17 protein-coding genes and 1 pseudogene are annotated in these 17,454 nt (G+C 61.0%); 14 read left to right on the forward strand and 4 right to left on the reverse strand.

Going from position 1 to position 17,454, the window contains the following annotated elements:
- The first annotated feature begins 179 nt into the window (after window positions 1-179).
- The 9 genes from G9Q84_RS14705 (at window position 180) to G9Q84_RS14745 (ending at window position 8,024) form a co-directional block, all read left to right on the forward strand.
- On the forward strand, window positions 180-1,205 hold the full coding sequence (locus G9Q84_RS14705; RefSeq protein WP_032889192.1) for an NAD(P)H-dependent glycerol-3-phosphate dehydrogenase: 1,026 nt from the start codon (window positions 180-182) through the stop codon (window positions 1,203-1,205).
- 10 nt (window positions 1,206-1,215) lie between these two features.
- Complete coding sequence (locus G9Q84_RS14710; protein WP_029292722.1) at window positions 1,216-1,563, forward strand: DUF4389 domain-containing protein; 348 nt, start codon at window positions 1,216-1,218, stop codon at window positions 1,561-1,563.
- Window positions 1,560-2,009 (forward strand): phosphohistidine phosphatase SixA, encoded by a 450-nt coding sequence (sixA, locus tag G9Q84_RS14715; RefSeq protein WP_181643584.1) that lies wholly within the window; start codon window positions 1,560-1,562, stop codon window positions 2,007-2,009. Before G9Q84_RS14710 ends, sixA begins: the two co-directional genes overlap by 4 nt.
- Before the next feature lie 85 nt (window positions 2,010-2,094).
- Window positions 2,095-3,744: an AMP-binding protein gene (locus tag G9Q84_RS14720; protein WP_181643585.1), complete on the forward strand. Its 1,650-nt coding sequence runs from the start codon at window positions 2,095-2,097 to the stop codon at window positions 3,742-3,744.
- 30 nt (window positions 3,745-3,774) lie between these two features.
- Window positions 3,775-4,218, forward strand: coding sequence for a hotdog fold thioesterase (locus G9Q84_RS14725; RefSeq protein ID WP_032889200.1), 444 nt, complete (start codon window positions 3,775-3,777; stop codon window positions 4,216-4,218).
- 97 nt (window positions 4,219-4,315) lie between these two features.
- Window positions 4,316-5,119, forward strand: coding sequence for an alpha/beta fold hydrolase (locus G9Q84_RS14730; RefSeq protein WP_122680086.1), 804 nt, complete (start codon window positions 4,316-4,318; stop codon window positions 5,117-5,119).
- A complete protein-coding gene (locus G9Q84_RS14735; protein WP_032889206.1) occupies window positions 5,116-5,970 on the forward strand; it encodes an alpha/beta hydrolase in 855 nt (284 codons plus the stop codon). Before G9Q84_RS14730 ends, G9Q84_RS14735 begins: the two co-directional genes overlap by 4 nt.
- Before the next feature lie 102 nt (window positions 5,971-6,072).
- Window positions 6,073-6,891, forward strand: a complete 819-nt coding sequence (locus G9Q84_RS14740; protein ID WP_122752727.1) for a DUF4892 domain-containing protein — start codon at window positions 6,073-6,075, stop codon at window positions 6,889-6,891.
- A 71-nt stretch (window positions 6,892-6,962) separates the two neighbouring features.
- Window positions 6,963-8,024, forward strand: coding sequence for an AI-2E family transporter (locus tag G9Q84_RS14745; RefSeq protein WP_032889210.1), 1,062 nt, complete (start codon window positions 6,963-6,965; stop codon window positions 8,022-8,024).
- Here G9Q84_RS14745 and G9Q84_RS14750 read toward each other — a convergent pair.
- Entirely contained in the window at window positions 8,021-9,058 is a 1,038-nt protein-coding gene (locus G9Q84_RS14750; protein ID WP_095184269.1) for a sensor histidine kinase, read from the reverse strand. The two genes, G9Q84_RS14745 and G9Q84_RS14750, sit on opposite strands and share 4 nt — an antisense overlap.
- Window positions 9,058-9,822: a response regulator gene (locus G9Q84_RS14755; protein ID WP_181643586.1), complete on the reverse strand. Its 765-nt coding sequence runs from the start codon at window positions 9,820-9,822 to the stop codon at window positions 9,058-9,060. The genes G9Q84_RS14750 and G9Q84_RS14755 overlap by 1 nt, the downstream gene beginning before the upstream one ends.
- Before the next feature lie 259 nt (window positions 9,823-10,081).
- Here G9Q84_RS14755 and pyrF point away from each other — a divergent pair, with 259 nt between their 5' ends.
- The gene (gene pyrF, locus G9Q84_RS14760; RefSeq protein ID WP_181643587.1) at window positions 10,082-10,780 is read left to right on the forward strand and encodes an orotidine-5'-phosphate decarboxylase; all 699 of its coding nucleotides are present in this window, start codon (window positions 10,082-10,084) and stop codon (window positions 10,778-10,780) included.
- 59 nt (window positions 10,781-10,839) lie between these two features.
- Here pyrF and G9Q84_RS14765 read toward each other — a convergent pair whose 3' ends face one another.
- Window positions 10,840-11,847: an NADP-dependent oxidoreductase gene (locus G9Q84_RS14765; RefSeq protein ID WP_095184270.1), complete on the reverse strand. Its 1,008-nt coding sequence runs from the start codon at window positions 11,845-11,847 to the stop codon at window positions 10,840-10,842.
- Between the two features lie 228 nt (window positions 11,848-12,075).
- Here G9Q84_RS14765 and G9Q84_RS14770 point away from each other — a divergent pair, with 228 nt between their 5' ends.
- From G9Q84_RS14770 to G9Q84_RS29840, 4 genes and pseudogenes are all read left to right on the forward strand, one after another.
- Complete coding sequence (locus tag G9Q84_RS14770) at window positions 12,076-12,837, forward strand: SDR family oxidoreductase (RefSeq protein WP_122680085.1); 762 nt, start codon at window positions 12,076-12,078, stop codon at window positions 12,835-12,837.
- Between the two features lie 202 nt (window positions 12,838-13,039).
- The gene (locus tag G9Q84_RS14775; protein ID WP_032889220.1) at window positions 13,040-14,452 is read left to right on the forward strand and encodes an aminotransferase-like domain-containing protein; all 1,413 of its coding nucleotides are present in this window, start codon (window positions 13,040-13,042) and stop codon (window positions 14,450-14,452) included.
- Between the two features lie 1,024 nt (window positions 14,453-15,476).
- Window positions 15,477-15,677: pseudogene (locus G9Q84_RS29835) on the forward strand (HAMP domain-containing protein); the annotation flags it as partial.
- A 15-nt stretch (window positions 15,678-15,692) separates the two neighbouring features.
- A complete protein-coding gene (locus tag G9Q84_RS29840; RefSeq protein ID WP_371260739.1) occupies window positions 15,693-16,535 on the forward strand; it encodes a methyl-accepting chemotaxis protein in 843 nt (280 codons plus the stop codon).
- Between the two features lie 36 nt (window positions 16,536-16,571).
- Here G9Q84_RS29840 and G9Q84_RS14785 read toward each other — a convergent pair whose 3' ends face one another.
- Window positions 16,572-17,384, reverse strand: coding sequence for an alpha/beta fold hydrolase (locus tag G9Q84_RS14785; RefSeq protein ID WP_032889223.1), 813 nt, complete (start codon window positions 17,382-17,384; stop codon window positions 16,572-16,574).
- Window positions 17,385-17,454: the final 70 nt, after the last annotated feature.

Here is a 17,454-nt window from a genome sequence, read left to right on the forward strand (position 1 = left end):
TGACGGATAGCCGCCCATGTTAACTGAGGCTGGGGTATTTGCCAGTCAGTGCCTTTGCAATTACGTCACACGAGTAGGGCATTTTCCCACAGGCGCACGAATTGAAACGGGGGCTGGCCGCAAGCGGGTCGCTCCGTATAATGCCGCCATCGCCACTGGTATGGATTAACGGATTGCATATGACTGAGCAGCGCCCTATTGCGGTCCTGGGAGGCGGGAGTTTTGGTACCGCCGTGGCTAACCTGCTGGCCGAGAACGGTCACGCGGTGCGTCAGTGGATGCGCGATCCCGAGCAGGCCGAGGCCATCCGCGTGCATCGGGAAAACCCTCGTTACCTCAAAGGCATCAAGATTCATCCGGCGGTCGAGCCGGTCACCGATCTGTTGGCTACCCTGACGGACTGCGATCTGTGCTTTGTCGCGCTGCCCTCCAGCGCCTTGCGCTCGGTATTGGCGCCCCATGCCGAACGTCTGGCAGGCAAGATGCTGGTCAGCCTGACCAAGGGCATCGAGGCGCAAACCTTCAAGTTGATGAGCGAAATCCTTGAAGAAATCGCGCCCCAGGCACGTATTGGCGTGTTGTCCGGGCCGAATCTCGCGCGGGAAGTCGCCGAGCACGCGCTGACCGCCACTGTGGTCGCCAGCGAAGACGAAGCCCTGTGCGAACGTGTCCAGGCGGTGCTGCATGGCCGTACTTTCCGCGTGTATGCCAGTAGTGATCGTTTCGGCGTTGAGTTGGGCGGTGCGCTCAAGAACGTCTACGCCATCATCGCCGGTATGGCAGTGGCGCTGGGCATGGGCGAAAACACCAAGAGCATGCTGATCACCCGTGCACTGGCGGAAATGACGCGCTTTGCGGTGAACCAAGGCGCCAACCCGATGACATTCCTCGGCCTTGCAGGCGTCGGCGACCTGATCGTTACGTGTTCGTCGCCGAAAAGTCGCAACTACCAGGTGGGTTTCGCCCTAGGCCAAGGGCTGAGCCTCGAAGACGCGGTGACGCGTCTGGGGGAAGTGGCCGAAGGCGTCAACACCCTCAAGGTACTGAAAGCCAAGGCCCAGGAAGTGGGCGTGTACATGCCGCTGGTCGCGGGGTTGCACGCGATCCTGTTTGAAGGGCGCACTTTGAACCAGGTTATCGAGTTGCTGATGCGCGCCGAGCCGAAAACCGATGTCGACTTTATTTCCACCAGTGGTTTCAACTGAGGAACGCGTCATGAACGATCCGAAAGCAGCCCCCAAGTACGAATCCATTGTCCTACGCATCCTGTGGATGCTGGTGTTTGCCCTGGTGTGGCAAGTGGCGCAATTCATTCTCGGCGCGTTGGTCGTGGTGCAACTGATCTATCGACTGATCTACGGCGCGCCGAACCTGGGCCTGATGAATTTTGGCGACAGCCTAAGCCAGTTCCTGGCGCAGATCGGCCGTTTCGGCAGCTTTCATAGCGAGCAGAAGCCTTGGCCGTTCGCCGACTGGCCAACCCCGCGCGCGCCCGAGGGCGAAGCCGCCCACAGCGTACCGCCGGCGCCGCACCCTGTGCGCGATGAAGAGCCGAAACTGTGAAACTATGGATTTTGCGCCACGGCGAGGCAGAAGGGCAGGCCCGCACCGACGCCGAACGTAACCTTACTGAGCATGGCCGTGGCGAAGTGTTGCGCAGTGCCGCGCATCTGATTGGCCAACCGCTCAGCGCCATTATCGCCAGCCCCTATGTGCGGGCGCAGCAAACCGCTCAATTGGTACGCGACGTGTTGGGGTTCGAGCCAGAAGTCCGGACCGTGCCTTGGCTGACACCGGAGGGCAACCCACTGCATGTGCTGGAAAAGCTCGACACGGATGACAATGTGCTGCTGGTTAGTCATCAGCCCTTGGTCGGCAGCTTGATCAGCTTTTTGCAGCACGGCCATCAGCGCCAGCCAGAGCCGATGTACACCGCCAGCCTGGCGGAATTGGAGGGTGACTTCCCGCTGGCCGGGCTGATGAGCCTGGTAAGTGTGAAGAACCCGTAGGCAATACCGCTGCTTTGTGTGTGCTATACAGTCAACCAAGCAAGTGCTTGGTTGGCTATGGTCGGACCACAAAGGAGCGCGTCCCATGCCCGTCGCTGTTCGTTTGCCGTTGCAGCTCTTCTTCGAACGTGAAGCGCGACACCCGCGCCAGGCTTATCTGGTTCAACCCGTTGGCGGGGGCGAGGTGCAGACCCTCACCTGGGGCGACGTTGGCCAACAGGCTCGTTGCGCTGCGCACTGGCTGCGCGCCAGGGAGCTTCCTCAGGGCTCGCACATTGCCCTGATCTCGAAAAACTGCGCCCACTGGATCATCGCCGATCTGGCAATCTGGATGGCGGGGCATGTTTCGGTCCCTCTTTACCCCAATCTCACCGCCGATTCCGTTGGTCACGTACTCACTCATTCCGAGGCGGCGCTGGTGTTTGTCGGCAAGCTCGATGATTGGCCTACCATGGCCCCCGGCGTTCCGGACGGTGTTCCTACCATCAGCCTGCCGCTGTGCCCACCCGGCGCGTTCGACTTCACGTGGGCAGCCCTGCAAACCTGCTCACCGATCCAGGACAGCCCCACACCCGTTGCCTCTGAACTGGCTACTGTCATCTACACGTCTGGCACCACGGGCTTGCCCAAGGGCGTGATGCACAGCTTCGGCACCCTGGGGTTTGCCGCCACACACGGTACTGAGTTGTTTGGCCTGGGGGAGGGCGACCGGCTGCTGTCGTACCTGCCGCTGTGCCATGTGGCTGAGCGGATGTTTGTAGAGATGGCCTCAATCTACACCGGGCAAACGGTATTTTTCGCCGAGAGCCTGGATACCTTTCTGACGGATTTGCGCAGGGCGAGGCCTACAGCGCTGTTTGGTGTGCCGCGTATCTGGACCAAATTCCAGCTGGGTGTTTACAGCAAAATCCCTGAAAAGCGCCTGGGCACCCTGCTGCGGCTGCCGTTTATCGGCAAGCGCGTAGGCCGCAAGGTGCTCGCCGGCCTCGGATTGGATGCACTGCGGATTGCGTTGTCCGGTGCCGCGCCGGTTCCCGAGGCGTTGCTGCGATGGTATCAACGCCTGGGCCTGGATGTGCTGGAGGTGTATGGCATGACCGAGAGCTGCGGCTATTCCCATGTGTGTCGTCCTGGTCAGCAGACAATCGGCTGGATCGGCCTGCCGTGCCCCGGTGTGGAAGTGCGCATCGATGCGTCGGGTGAGGTTCAGGTGCGCAGCGGCGCGACCATGCTCGGCTATTTCAAGGATCCTGGAAAAACCGCTGAAACCCTTACTGGGGACGGCTTCCTGCGCACGGGCGATAAAGGTGAGCAGGACGCTGAGGGTCGCCTGCGCTTGACCGGACGCCTCAAGGAAATCTTCAAGACCAGCAAGGGCAAATACGTGGCTCCGGCGCCGATTGAGAACCGTCTGGCGGAGCACGCGCGCATCGAACAAGTCTGCGTGGTGGGCGATGGCCTTGGCGCGCCAATCGGTTTGTGTGTGCTGTCAGCGCAGGACCAGGACCGGCAAGCGCTTGGCGCCAGCCTCGAACGCTGGCTGGAGCAGGTCAACCAGACGCTGGATAAACATGAGCGTTTGCGCCGTTTGGTGGTGGTCAAGGACAACTGGGTAGTGGAGAACGGCTTTCTGACCCCGACCTTGAAGATCAAGCGCAACGTGATCGAATCGACTTACGGTCCACAGTTTCAGGACTGGAGCGAGCGTTCCGAGGCGGTTGTGTGGCAGGATTAGGGTCATCATAAAACCAACAAGGACAACCGCATGAGCCTGTGGCGTACCCAACCGAATATCGAACAACTCAACGCCATCCAGAAAAACACCATCGGTGAACTGCTGGATATTCGCTTTGAAAGCTTCGACGACGAATCCCTGACCGCCAGCATGGTGGTTGATCACCGGACCCATCAACCTTACGGCCTGCTGCACGGCGGCGCTTCGGTGGTGCTGGCCGAAAGCGTTGGCTCTATGGCGGCTTACCTGTGCGTCGACGCCAGCAAGTTCTATTGCGTGGGCCTGGAGGTCAACGCCAATCACCTGCGTGGCGTGCGCAGTGGGCGAGTGACTGCGGTGGCCAGGGCGATCCATATTGGGCGCACCACCCAGGTGTGGGATATCCGCCTGACCACGGAAGATGGCAAGGCCAGCTGCGTTTCACGTCTGACCATGGCCGTGGTTCCGCTGGGCGAGAACCCGCCGGCACGATAGGCGTGGCGTGAGTGTCATCATTCCTGGCAGTTACAGTCATTGCTGTACTGCCCAGGCATGGTGACAATCAATTTCTGTTTTTGTAGATGGGTCCGGTATGTCGCAGCATGTGTTTTTTACTCACGCCAATGGCTTCCCTTCGGCCACGTACGGCAAGCTGTTTGCCGCCTTGGCGCCGGAGTACGCAGTGGCTCACCTGCCGCAGCACGGTCACGACCCCAGGTTCCCGGTGGACGATAACTGGCAGAATCTGGTGGACGAGTTGATCCACCATCTGGAGCAGCAGCCGGAGCCGGTATGGGGTGTGGGCCACTCTCTGGGCGGTGTGTTGCATTTGCACGCCGCCATGCGTTGCCCACAGTTCTATCGCGGCGTGGTGATGCTCGATTCGCCAGTGCTGACCCGCGCGGACCGCTGGGTGATCCGCGCCGCCAAGCGTTTCGGCTTTATCGATCGCCTGACCCCGGCCGGCCGCACGCTGGGCCGTCGTGAAGAGTTCAGCGACATCGACGCCGCGCGTAGTTACTTCGCTGGCAAGACCCTGTTCCGTGGCTTCGACCCGGAATGTTTCGACGCGTACTTGCAACACGGGCTTTACCAGGCGGGTGATCGCCTGCGCCTGCGCTTCGACCCAGCCACCGAAATCAGCATCTACCGTGGCGTACCCCACACCAGCCCCGGCCAGGTGCGCCAACTGAAGGTGCCGCTGGCAGTGGTGCGTGGCCGCCAGAGCCGGGTAGTGATGCGTCACCACGCCAGCGGGGTCGACCGTCTGCCCATGGGTGAAATGCTCACCATGCCCGGTGGCCATATGTTCCCACTCGAACGCCCTCAGGACACCGCGACCTTGATCAAAACCCTGTTCACTCGCTGGGAAGCCCGTGAGCGCAGTTGCGCATGAGCACGCCGGTCGAAGAAGTGCGCCTGAGCCTGCCCCATATCGAATTGGCGGCCCATCTATTTGGCCCCGAGGATGGCTTGCCAGTGATTGCCCTACATGGCTGGCTGGACAATGCCAACAGCTTTGCGCGTCTGGCGCCCAAGCTTTCAGGGTTGCGTATCGTGGCCCTGGACATGGCGGGCCATGGGCATTCCGCGCATCGTCCTACGGGTGCCGGATATGCCTTGTGGGATTACGTCCACGATGTACTGCAAGTCGCCGAGCAACTGGGTTGGAAACGTTTTGCATTACTTGGCCACTCCCTGGGAGCCATCGTTTCCCTGGTACTGGCCGGCGCGTTGCCGGAGCGGGTAACGCACTTGGGTTTGATCGACGGCGTGATCCCACCCACCGCCAGTGGTGAGAACGCTGCGGAGCGTTTGGGCATGGCATTGCAGGCGCAATTGAACCTGCAGGGCAAGCGCAAACCGGTCTACAGCACCCTGGATCTAGCGGTCGAAGCGCGCATGAAAGGCTTGGTCGCCGTCAGCCGTGAAGCCGCAGAGCTGCTGGCCCAGCGCGGTTTGATGCCGGTGCCGGGTGGTTACACCTGGCGTACGGACAGTCGCCTCACCCTGGCTTCGCCGATGCGTCTGACCGATGAGCAGGCAATGGCCTTCGTGCGGCGAGTGGGTTGCCCTACGCAGTTGGTGGTTGCCGCCGACGGTATGTTGGCGAAACATCCTGACTTGCTTTCCCAGCTGCCCTTTGCGGTAACTACGCTGCCAGGCGGCCATCATTTGCACCTGAATGATGAGCCCGGCGCAGTCCTTGTTGCAGACTGTTTCAATCGGTTCTTCTCCGCGCCTTGACTTGGGGCGGTCAACTGCCGAGGCTGGGCAGATTGAAAGGGAGTCAACCATGAATGTTTTCAACACCGCTACGACCTCCAATGGCCAGGGCTTTTTGAGCTTATGAGCGTGCGTAACGGATGTATCCGTATCCTGGGGCTGAGCCTGCTCAGCCCAATGGTATTCGCCGCCGACCTGCCGGGCAGCCAGGACCTGCCCACCGTGGCCCGACAGGTCGACGCACAAATTGTCGATTACCGTCCCGCTGAAGAAAAAGAACGCATCTACCCCATGGGTGCGATCCGCAAGATCAGTGGCCAACTGCGCTATGAAGGCCAGGCCACCGCCCGGGGCCAAACCACAGCCATCACCTATGAACTGCCCGCTGAACACAGCTCCAGCGCCGCGTTCACCGCGACCCGCGAAGCATTGCAGGCAAAGGGTGCACAGCTGTTGTTCTGGTGTAAGGCCCGCGACTGCGGCGAGAGCAGCCTGTGGGCCAATGAGGTGTTCGGCAACGCCAAGCTGGTCGGCGCCGATGGCCAGCAGGAATACCTGCTGTTGCGTCTGGCCGCACCGCAGGACAATTCCTTGGTGGCGTTGTACGGCATCACCCGAGGCAACCGCCGTGCCTATCTGCATGTGGAACAACTGGACGCCAGCGCACCGCTGGGTGACCTGCTGCCCACCTCCGCGACCCTCTTGCGCGAATTGAAAAGCACCGGCGAACTGGATTTCCCAGCGCTGGGCGCCGAGCCTGACGACACCTGGTTGACCCTCATCTCCCGTGGCTTGAACCTCGATACCACCCTGCGCGTCAGCTTGACCGGCACCCACGCCGAAGCCTGGCGCCAGGCTTTGGTCGAAAAAGGCGTGCGCGCTGCGCGCCTTGAAACCGGAACCGGTGAAACCAAAGGTCTGCACCTGCATCTGATACGCTGACCCATATAAGGCGAACGGACCCGCGCCGTTCGCCTAAGCTTTCTTCCTACAGCCTTTTTCCGAGATACCCCATGCTCAATAACGATCGCCTGCTGGTGCAAATCCTGCTGCTGGTGCTCTTTGGTGCCAGTTTCTGGGTAATGGCGCCGTTCTGGTCGGCGCTGTTCTGGGGCGCCGTTCTGGCGTTCGCCAGTTGGCCACTGATGGTGCTGCTGACGCGCTGGTTGGGTGGCCGTGAATCCCTGGCTGCCGGCATCCTGACGCTGGGCTGGATGCTGTTGGTGGCGGTGCCGCTGGTGTGGCTGGGATTCAACCTGGCGGACCATGTGCGCGATGCGGTGGCGTTGATCAAGGATATCCAGGTAGACGGGCTGCCCGAGGCACCGAACTGGCTGGGCTCAATTCCCTTTGTGGGTGAGCGATTGGTTGGGATGTGGAACAGCATTGACGAGCAGGGTGCGGCGCTGATGGTCAGCATCAAGCCGTACCTGGGCCAAGTGGGGAACTGGCTGCTGGCGCGCAGTGCACAGATCGGCGGCGGTATCCTTGAGCTGACACTGAGCCTGGTGTTCGTGTTCTTTTTCTATCGCGATGGGCCACGGTTGGCGATGTTCGTGCATCGCCTGTTGGAGCGCTTGATCGGTGATCGCGCCGGTTATTACATCGAACTGGTTGCAGGTACTGTTCAACGTGTCGTCAACGGCGTGATCGGCACCGCTGCTGCCCAGGCATTGCTGGCGCTGATCGGTTTCTGGATTGCCGGCGTGCCGGGCGCCCTGGTGCTGGGGATCGTGACCTTCCTGCTCAGCCTGATCCCCATGGGCCCGCCGCTGGTGTGGATCCCGGCCACGGCGTGGCTGGCCTGGAAGGGCGATTACACCTATGCGGTGTTCCTGGGCGTATGGGGTACGTTCATCATCAGCGGCGTGGACAACGTGCTCAAGCCGTACCTGATCAGCCGTGGCGGCAATCTGCCGTTGGTGATCGTTTTGCTTGGGGTGTTCGGCGGCTTGATCGCGTTTGGTTTTATCGGCCTGTTTATTGGCCCGACCTTGTTGGCCGTGGCTTACAGCCTGTTGATGGATTGGAGCGCGACACAAGCTCAAGGGCGACGCGAAGACAAGCCTCTTTAAGCCCTGGGCAACCACATCACTGCAGTTAAACCGCCGCCTGGGGTCTCCTCCAGGCTCAGGCGGCCGCCGAGGCGCTCAGCGGCATCCTTGGAAATCGTCATGCCCAGGCCTACGCCACCGGAATTGCGGTTGCGTGAACCTTCCAGGCGGAAGAAGGGCTCAAACACCGCCTCGCGCATATCGGCGGCAATCCCAGGGCCGTGGTCGATCACGCGGATGATCAGGGCTTCGCGGCTGTCTTCAAGTTCAACACGCACCGTGCCGGCATAGCGCAAGGCATTGTCGATCAGGTTGTTCAAGCAGGAGCGCAGGGCCATCGGTTGCACCTGCAACGGAACGCAAGTGCCGGCGAATTGCACATCAGAGCCCTGGTCCTGGGCGTTTTCACTCAGTGATTCCACCAACGCCTGCACATCCAGCCAATGCCGTGTTTCGCTGGTGCGTTGTTCATGCAGGTAGCTCAGGGTGGCGTCGAGCATGTTGATCATGTCGTCCAGATCCTGGCGCATCTGGCCCTGCAACTTCGTGTCGTCGATCTGTTCCAGGCGTAGCTTGAGGCGTGACAGCGGAGTGCGAAGGTCATGTGAGACGGCGCCGAGCATACGTGCGCGTTGGCTGACCTGTTCGCGGATACGCCGTTGCATCAGGTTGAAGGTCGATGCTGCTTTGCGCGCTTCCTGCGGGCCGGACTCATCCAGCGGCGGGCTGTCGAGGTCCAGGCTCAGGCGCTCGGCCGCTTCGCTCAGACGCTGGATCGGCCGGCTCAGCAGCTTGGCGCCGTACCAGGCGGCAATGATCAGGCAGATGAACTGGAACGTCAGCGGGACCAGCGGGCCGCCAAACCACGGGCGGCGATGTTCCTTATGCCGTTGCGTCATAGTGCCATCAGGCTGTTCGACAAAGGCTTCCTGAGGCGGTGGCGGGGGAGGACCGTAATAACGAAACCAACAGATCGCCAGCACATGGGCCAGCACAATCGCCACCAGCAACACGCCGAACAGCCGACCAAACAGCGTATTGAAGGCGGCACGCATCAACCGATATCCCGCGCGTCAAACAGGTAGCCTTCGCCCCGCACAGTTTTGATCAACTGTGGTGCCTTGGGGTCATCCCCCAGTTTCTGACGCAGGCGCGACACCAGCAAGTCGATGCTGCGATCAAACGCTTCGATGGATCGCCCACGAGCGGCATCCAGCAATTGCTCACGGCTCAACACCCGCCGCGGGCGCTCGATAAACACCCACAACAGACGAAACTCGGCGTTGGACAGCGGCACCACGAGGCCATCGTCCGCCACCAGTTGGCGCAACACGCTATTGAGGCGCCAGTTGTCGAAACGGATATTGGCGCGCTGTTCGGTGCGGTCATCACGCACTCGGCGCAAGATAGTCTGGATACGTGCCACCAGTTCGCGCGGTTCGAAAGGCTTGGACATGTAGTCGTCGGCGCCCAGTTCCAGACCGATGATGCGGTCGGTGGGTTCGCAGCGGGCGGTAAGCATCAGGATCGGTATATCCGACTCCGAGCGCAGCCAGCGGCACAGCGAAAGGCCGTCCTCGCCTGGCAGCATCAGGTCTAGCACCACCACGTCAAAGGTTTCGGCTTGCATGGCCAGGCGCATCGCGGCGCCGTCGGTGACGCCGGTGGCGAGGATATTGAAGCGTGCCAGGTAGTCGATCAGCAGTTCGCGAATCGGCACATCGTCGTCGACGATCAGCGCGCGGGTATTCCAGCGCTTGTCCTCGGCGGTCACCGCGCCTTTTTGTTCGTCGTTCACTGGGACAAAAGGGGTATGCATAGTGCGATCATCTGCCTGGTTGTTGCGGTCAGCATAGGCGCCCAGCCCCATGGCTGGAAGTGCTGGTCGTTGGGTCGTGCGGGCGAGGCTAGCGGTGGGGCGTGTTGGGGGCATGTCGTGAATGTATCAGCTTTGAAATATTTGCCCGAAAGGCCCGCCAAATGCCGGTTGGTCAGTATTTACCGATCATCGGATCCCGCAACGCCGCTGCTTGCGCTACAATCCGCGCCGATTTCGACTTGCCTGAGAGCCCATTCCAATGTCCGTCTGCCAGACTCCTATCATCGTCGCCCTGGATTACCCCACCCGTGACGCCGCACTGAAGCTGGCTGACCAGTTGGACCCCAAGCTTTGCAGGGTCAAGGTCGGCAAGGAACTGTTCACCAGCTGTGCCGTAGAAATCGTCGGCACCCTGCGTGACAAAGGCTTCGAAGTGTTCCTCGATCTGAAATTCCACGATATCCCGAATACCACCGCCATGGCGGTCAAGGCCGCCGCCGAAATGGGCGTGTGGATGGTCAACGTGCACTGCTCCGGCGGCCTGCGCATGATGACCGCCTGCCGCGAAGTGCTGGAACAGCGCAGCGGCCCTAAACCCCTGCTGATCGGTGTGACCGTGCTGACCAGCATGGAGCGCGAAGACCTGGCCGGTATCGGCCTGGACATCGAGCCTCAGGAGCAGGTACTGCGCCTGGCAGCCCTGGCCCAGAAAGCCGGCCTTGATGGCTTGGTGTGCTCGGCGCTGGAGGCCCAGGCCTTGAAGACCGCCCATCCGTCGTTGCAATTGGTGACCCCGGGGATCCGCCCGGCGGGCAGCGCCCAGGATGACCAGCGCCGTATCCTGACCCCGCGTCAGGCACTCGATGCAGGTTCTGACTACCTGGTGATCGGTCGCCCGATCAGCCAAGCGGCGGATCCGGCCAAGGCGTTGGCGGCGGTCGTTGCCGAGATCGCCTGATCCGAATGGGGAAGGGGCTTGCTGTAGCGAGCCCCTTCTCACATTTGCTATGCAGTGTGTCAGCTGACCTTAAGCACCAATTTCCCAAAGTTCTCGCCGTTGAATAACTTCATCAACGTCTCCGGGAACGTCTCCAGGCCCTCGACAATATCCTCTTTGCTCTTGAGCTTGCCCTGCGCCATCCAGCCGGCCATTTCCTGCCCGGCGGCGGCAAAATTCGCCGCGTGATCCATCACCACAAAGCCTTCCATCCGCGCGCGATTGACCAGCAGTGACAGGTAGTTGGCCGGGCCTTTCACGGCTTCCTTATTGTTGTACTGGCTGATGGCGCCGCAAATCACCACCCGCGCCTTCAGCGCCAGGCGGCTAAGTACTGCGTCAAGAATGTCGCCGCCGACGTTATCGAAATACACATCCACGCCCTTCGGGCATTCGCGCTTGAGGGCGGCGGGTACGTCTTCGTTCTTGTAGTCGATGGCTGCATCAAAGCCCAATTCGTCTACCAGAAACTTGCACTTGTCAGCGCCACCGGCGATGCCGACCACGCGGCAACCTTTCAGCTTGGCGATCTGCCCGGCAATACTGCCCACGGCGCCGGCTGCACCGGAAATGACCACGGTTTCACCTTCCTTGGGCGCGCCGGTGTCCAGGAGCGCGAAGTAGGCGGTCATGCCGGTCATGCCCAGTGCAGAAAGGTAGCGGGGCAGAGGGGCGAGCTTTGGGTCGACGGTGTAGAAGCCGCGCGGCTCGCCGAGGAAATAATCCTGCACGCCCAAGGCACCATTCACGTAGTCGCCGACCGCGAATTTCGGGTTGTTCGAGGCAATCACCTTGCCCACGCCGAGCGCGCGCATCACTTCGCCGATACCGACGGGCGGAATGTAGGACTTGCCTTCATTCATCCATCCACGCATGGCCGGGTCGAGGGACAAGTATTCATTGCGTACCAGCACTTGCCCGTCCTGGGGTGTGCCCACCGGTACTTCCTGGTACGTGAAGGTTTCCCGCGTCGCCGCGCCGACCGGGCGTTTGGCGAGCAGGAATTGGCGGTTGGTCTGGGCAGTCATGGCAGGGACTCTTAAGAAGTGGAGCATGAGTGATAGACCTTGAGCGGGTTGGGGGCAAGGTCGGCTGAAGGCGCGAATGCTGGTCGATAGGCTGCGTTGATAGTGCGCAGGGTGTCCTTATCACTGGTACTCATGCAGCCCTAACCGGGCGTTTGATAGTGCTGACGCGCCAGTGTCAGTGTTGGCTAGACTCGGCCCACGGCTATTTCTCCCATAGGACACTCCCCCATGAGCATGACGTTTTCCGGCCAAGTCGCCCTGGTGACCGGCGCCGCCGCCGGTATTGGCCGCGCCACCGCGCTGGCGTTCGCCGCCGAAGGTTTGAAGGTCGTCGTTGCCGACCTGGATGTGGAGGGCGGCGAGGGCACTGTCGCGCTGATCCATCAGTCCGGTGGCGAGGCGTTGTTTGTACGCTGCAACGTCACACAGGAGGCGGATGTGCAGCAATTGATGGCGCAGACCATCGGCGCTTATGGCCGCTTGGACTACGCCTTTAATAACGCCGGCATCGAGATTGAGAAGGGCAAGCTGGCGGACGGCAGCCTGGATGAGTTCGACGCCATCATGGGCGTCAACGTCAAAGGCGTGTGGCTGTGCATGAAGTACCAATTGCCACTGTTGCTGGCCCAAGGCGGCGGGGCCATTGTCAACACCGCGTCGGTCGCGGGCCTGGGGGCGGCGCCGAAGATGAGCATCTACGCGGCCTCCAAGCATGCAGTGATCGGCCTGACCAAATCGGCGGCCATCGAGTACGCGAAGAAGAAAATTCGCGTCAACGCCGTTTGCCCGGCGGTGATCGACACCGATATGTTCCGCCGTGCCTATGAGGCCGACCCCCGCAAGGCTGAATTCGCCGCCGCCATGCACCCGGTTGGGCGTATCGGCAAAGTAGAAGAAATCGCCAGCGCCGTGCTTTACCTATGCAGCGATGGCGCCGCATTCACCACCGGGCACGCCTTGGCGGTGGACGGTGGCGCGACGGCGATCTAGGACCTCGCGTCGCCTTCTATTCGAAAACGCCTTGGGGGGATGTGGGGCTTTTCCAGAGCTGGCAAAACGCCGCGACCGAATATGTGTCAGTAGGTAAATAATTCAATTAAATCAATACTTTAATAAATTTGTGTGACCGGCAGTCAACGGCTTCTGTGCTTAACTCTTCGGGTTGATAACAGACAGTTGAAGTGAGTGGCTCATGGATTTAAGGATTGATCGACAAGCCCTTGTACCGGTGGTGCAGCAAATTGTCAGTGCAGTGGCGCAATGGATTCGCAAGGACGAGGTAAGCCCCGGCACACGCTTGCCCTCCATCCGCCAACTGGCTCGGGATAATCTGCTCAGCCAATCCAGCGTGATCGAAGCATTCGAACGGATGGTCGCCCAGGGAGTGCTGGCCCCCCGGCAAGGCTCGGGATTTGTAGTGGCCCAGCCAGCCGTCTCCCACGAAGGCAATTGGTATGAAGGGGCGGAGCGCGAATGGGGGGCCTTTGCCGATAATCCGCTGGGCGAGTTGAAACTGGGCTGCGGCTGGTTGCCAGACGCCTGGCGCGAAAGCGATGACATCAGTTACGCAATCCGTGAAGTTACCCGCACCGACACTGCAGCACTGTTCAACTACAGCACGCCCTTAGGTTTACCCGCGTTGCGCGAACAACTGGCCAAGCGCCTGACTCAGATTCATATCCCCTCCAGCGTGGACTGCATCCTCACTACCGCGGGCGCTGGCCATGCCCAGGACCTGCTGATACGCACGCTGCTCAAGGCCGGCGATTGCGTGGTGGTCGAAACCCCGGGGTACGGCAACCTCTATCAACAATTGGCGTTCCAGGGTGTGCAACTGCTGGAGGTGCCGCGTACCCGAGGCGGCCCCGACCTCCTGGCCCTGGAAGCGTTACTACAAGATCATCGGCCAAAATGCCTGTTCATCCACAGCCTTTATCACAACCCCACCGGGACGAGTCTGTGCCGCGAGGTGGCCGAGCGTTTGCTGGAACTGGCGCACCGCGAAAACTTCCTGATCATTGAAGAAGACGTCTACGGCGATCTGCAACATGCCAGTTGCATACGGCTCGCGGCATTGCCCCATGATGACCGGGTGATCTATGTCGCGAGTTTCTCCAAGACCCTGAGCAGTGCGTTGCGCGTGGGGTATCTCACTGCCAGTTCGGCGATCATCACGCAACTGGCCAGCCTCAAGACCTTGACCGGATTCGGCACCTCGCGGTTTGCCGAGGCAGTGGTTGCTACGCTATTGGCCAATGGCACCTATCGTAAATGGGTACAGCGCCTGCGCAAGCGACTGGGCACTGAAATGAGAGCCACCCTGCAAGTGCTGGAAGACGAGGAGTGGGAGGTGTTCGCGGTGCCTGCCGGAGGCATGTTCCTGTGGGCGCGGCCGGGGGAGGCGCAACCTTCGCTGCTGCAGAGGTGTGCCCGACGTCTGGGAGTGTTGTTGTCTCCCGGGGCGTTGTTCAGCCCAACGGCGGAGCCCTGTGAGTGGCTGCGCATCAATGTGGCCTATGCAACTGATCCACGGGCTTTGGCATTGTTCCGTGCCATGGGGCCTACCAGATCGACCTCGACCATTCTGAAAACGACGAGCGTGTAGCTTTTTGCCATTATTGTGGCGCCAACGTCTTGTGTTCAGTGCCTTGTGGTTGCGAATCTCGCTGGATGTCAATCGGGCTTGATGGCATCTGCCATTGCAAGAGGATTCAAGTGCAATGATTTCAGGCGTGCAACGACGTTTCGCCAACCTCGGTATGGCGAAAAAACTGGGTTTTGGCTTCATGCTGGTGCTGCTGCTGACGGCTTTGGTAGCAGCTATCGGCGTGTGGTCCCTGCAGACCGTTGGCCAGCGTTTCGAGGGGCTCAAGGCCATGTCTTCGCTCAACAGCGGCTTGCTCAAGGTGCGCCTGATCGAGCAGGACTACGCGCTGCACGCCGACCCCAAGGCTGTCGACGCCCTGCATGAAAGCGTCGACGCCTTGGCGGCCCAGGCCGCCGCCCTCAAGGCACAGTCTGCGGCGAATGTGACGGTGATGACTGACGTCGAGCAGGCCCTGGTCGCCTACCGCCAGGCGTTCGATGAGTTTGTCGAGCTGACCCAGACCAAGGATCTGGCGCTGGAAATGGCCACTTGGTCAGTGTCCAGCGTGGCGAACAACCTGGACGTGTTGCAGGCCGGCCTGGCGGACGACGGGGCTTATGGCCTCAAGGAAAGCCAGGGCAAGGAGGGCGCCGAGTTTATCGAGCAGGCTGGACAGGTCAGTCAGGTGTCGCGCTTGATGTTGCAGGCCATGAACGAAGCTCACGTACGCTTGGACCAGAGCCGCAAAGTGGATGCCGAGGATGCCGAGCAAGGCAAGATCGAGCAGGCTGACCAGGCTCTTGCTCAAGTCGAGCAACTGAAAACGTCGGTCAAGGACTCCGGTTATCAGACGGTGCTCAATGAAGTCTCAGGGCACATTGCCGCGTTCAGCGAGAAGCTGGGTGAATACACCGGCCTGTTGGCCCAGGAAAAAGTGGTCTACAAACAACTGCATGACCGGGCGGCTCTGGTGGTCAGCCGGGTCAACCAGGCCTATGACGCCGAAGACCTGTCGATGCAGGCACAACTGAAAAAAAACGCGATGTTGATCATCGGCTCGTCGGCCCTGGCTTTGCTGGTGGGGCTGATTGCAGCGTGGGTGATTACCCGTTTGATCGTCGCGCCGCTGCGCAGTGTGATCGCGGTGGCGCAGCAGATTGCCGCCGGGGATTTGAGCGGGCGTATGGAGGTCAGTCGTCGTGATGAAATCGGCCAGTTGATGCAGGCGATGCAACAGATGGGCAACGGCCTGAGCCAGATGGTCAGCGGCCTGCAGGCCGGTATCGAGCAATTGGCCAGCTCGGCGCAGTCGCTCTCCAGCGTGACCGAGCAAACCAATGTCGAGGTCAGCAGCCAGAAGGAGGAAACCGAGCAGGTGGCCACTGCTATGAACCAGATGACCGCCACGGTGCACGATGTGGCGCGCAACGCTGAAGAGGCCGCGCAAGCCGCGCAGACCGCGGATGACAAGGTCGACAGCGGTCAGCAAGTGGTGCGCCAGAGTTTGCAGCGCATCGAGTTGCTGGCCACTTCCAGTAACAATGCCAGTGCGAGCATCGAGAGCCTCAGTGCCGAAATCCAGAACATTGGCACTGTGTTGGGCGTGATCAAAAGCGTGGCGGAGCAGACCAACTTGCTGGCCCTGAACGCGGCCATCGAGGCTGCCCGTGCGGGTGAGCAGGGCCGTGGCTTTGCGGTAGTGGCCGATGAAGTGCGGGCGCTGGCCAAGCGTACCCAGCAATCGACCGAAGAAATCGAGCGGTTGGTCAGCACCTTGCGCAGCGCGGCGCAATCATCGGTGCAGCAGATCCAGCAAAGCGGTGAGCTGGTCAAGCTGGCGGTCAGCGATGCCCTGGAAACCGAGAGCGCCCTGGGCAGCATCGCGGTGGCGGTGTCGTTGATCCAGCAGATGAACCAGCAGATCGCCGCTGCCGCTGAGGAACAAAGCTCGGTGGCTGAAGAGATCAACCGTAGCGTCACCAGTATTCGTGCGAGTGCCGATCAATCGGCGTTGAGCATGCAGGGCAATGCGGCGTCGAGTATCCAGCTGGCGCAGTTGGGGGCGGAGCTCAAGGGGATGGTGGGGCATTTCCGCCTTTGATCGCAGCACCGAGGCTGCGATCAAAGGGGAGGGCGATCAAGCGTGGTTTGCGAGAAAGGTCAGCAGCGCTTCGTTGACGAAGTCCGGGTTCTCCCGGCTGGAGATATGCCCTGCGTCTGGAATCAACGTCAGTGCGCAGCCAATCAGTTCGGCCATTTCCTTGGATTCGACGGGTGGACGAGGTTTGTCCTGCTCGCCGCACATCACCAAAGTGGTATCGGCGTCCAGGCGCGGTAGTTGCTCCAGCACGTCGTCGCGGCTGAAGATCAACTGGCCCAAGGGCACGACGCTCTGCAGCAGGCGTTCTCGGGAAAAGGCCCGCAGTGACGTGCGAAAGTCCTGGTACAGCGCTGATTCGCGGTCGATGTCCGGGCGGAAGAAGATCGGTGCGATCACATCCAGCAACGGCTCGGGAATGGCGCCGGCGTCTTCAATCATCTTGAACAGCGAGAAGTAATACTGGCGCGTGGCCTCGGGCTCGGCGCCGAGGTAGGTGTCCATCAGTATTAGGCTGTTGATGCGTTCGGGGGCCTGCAACGCCAGGCGCGCGCCCCACATACCGCCGACCGAGAGGCCCACCAGGTTGATCTGCGTGATAGCCAAGTGATCCAGCAGGGCCAAGGTCTGGCGTGCGAGGTCGTCGAGGGAGCGCGTTTGCGTGGGCAGTTGGCCCGATTCACCGTGGCCCCATAGCTCGGGCACGATCACACGGTACTGTTGCGACAGGGCGTCGATCTGCGGTGCCCACATGTCGCGGTTCCACAGGTAGCTGGAGCCCAGCAGCACGGCCGGGCCGGTGCCTTGGTCGAGGTAGTGCAGGGGTTGTCCATCAATGACGGCGATAGGCATAGCAGGCCTCTGACTTCACGGAGTGAGGCGCACTTTTTTACGCTAGTCGGGGGGCGGAGGATAGGTGCCA

This window comes from Pseudomonas sivasensis (genome assembly GCF_013778505.1).
Taxonomy (GTDB): domain Bacteria; phylum Pseudomonadota; class Gammaproteobacteria; order Pseudomonadales; family Pseudomonadaceae; genus Aquipseudomonas; species Aquipseudomonas sivasensis.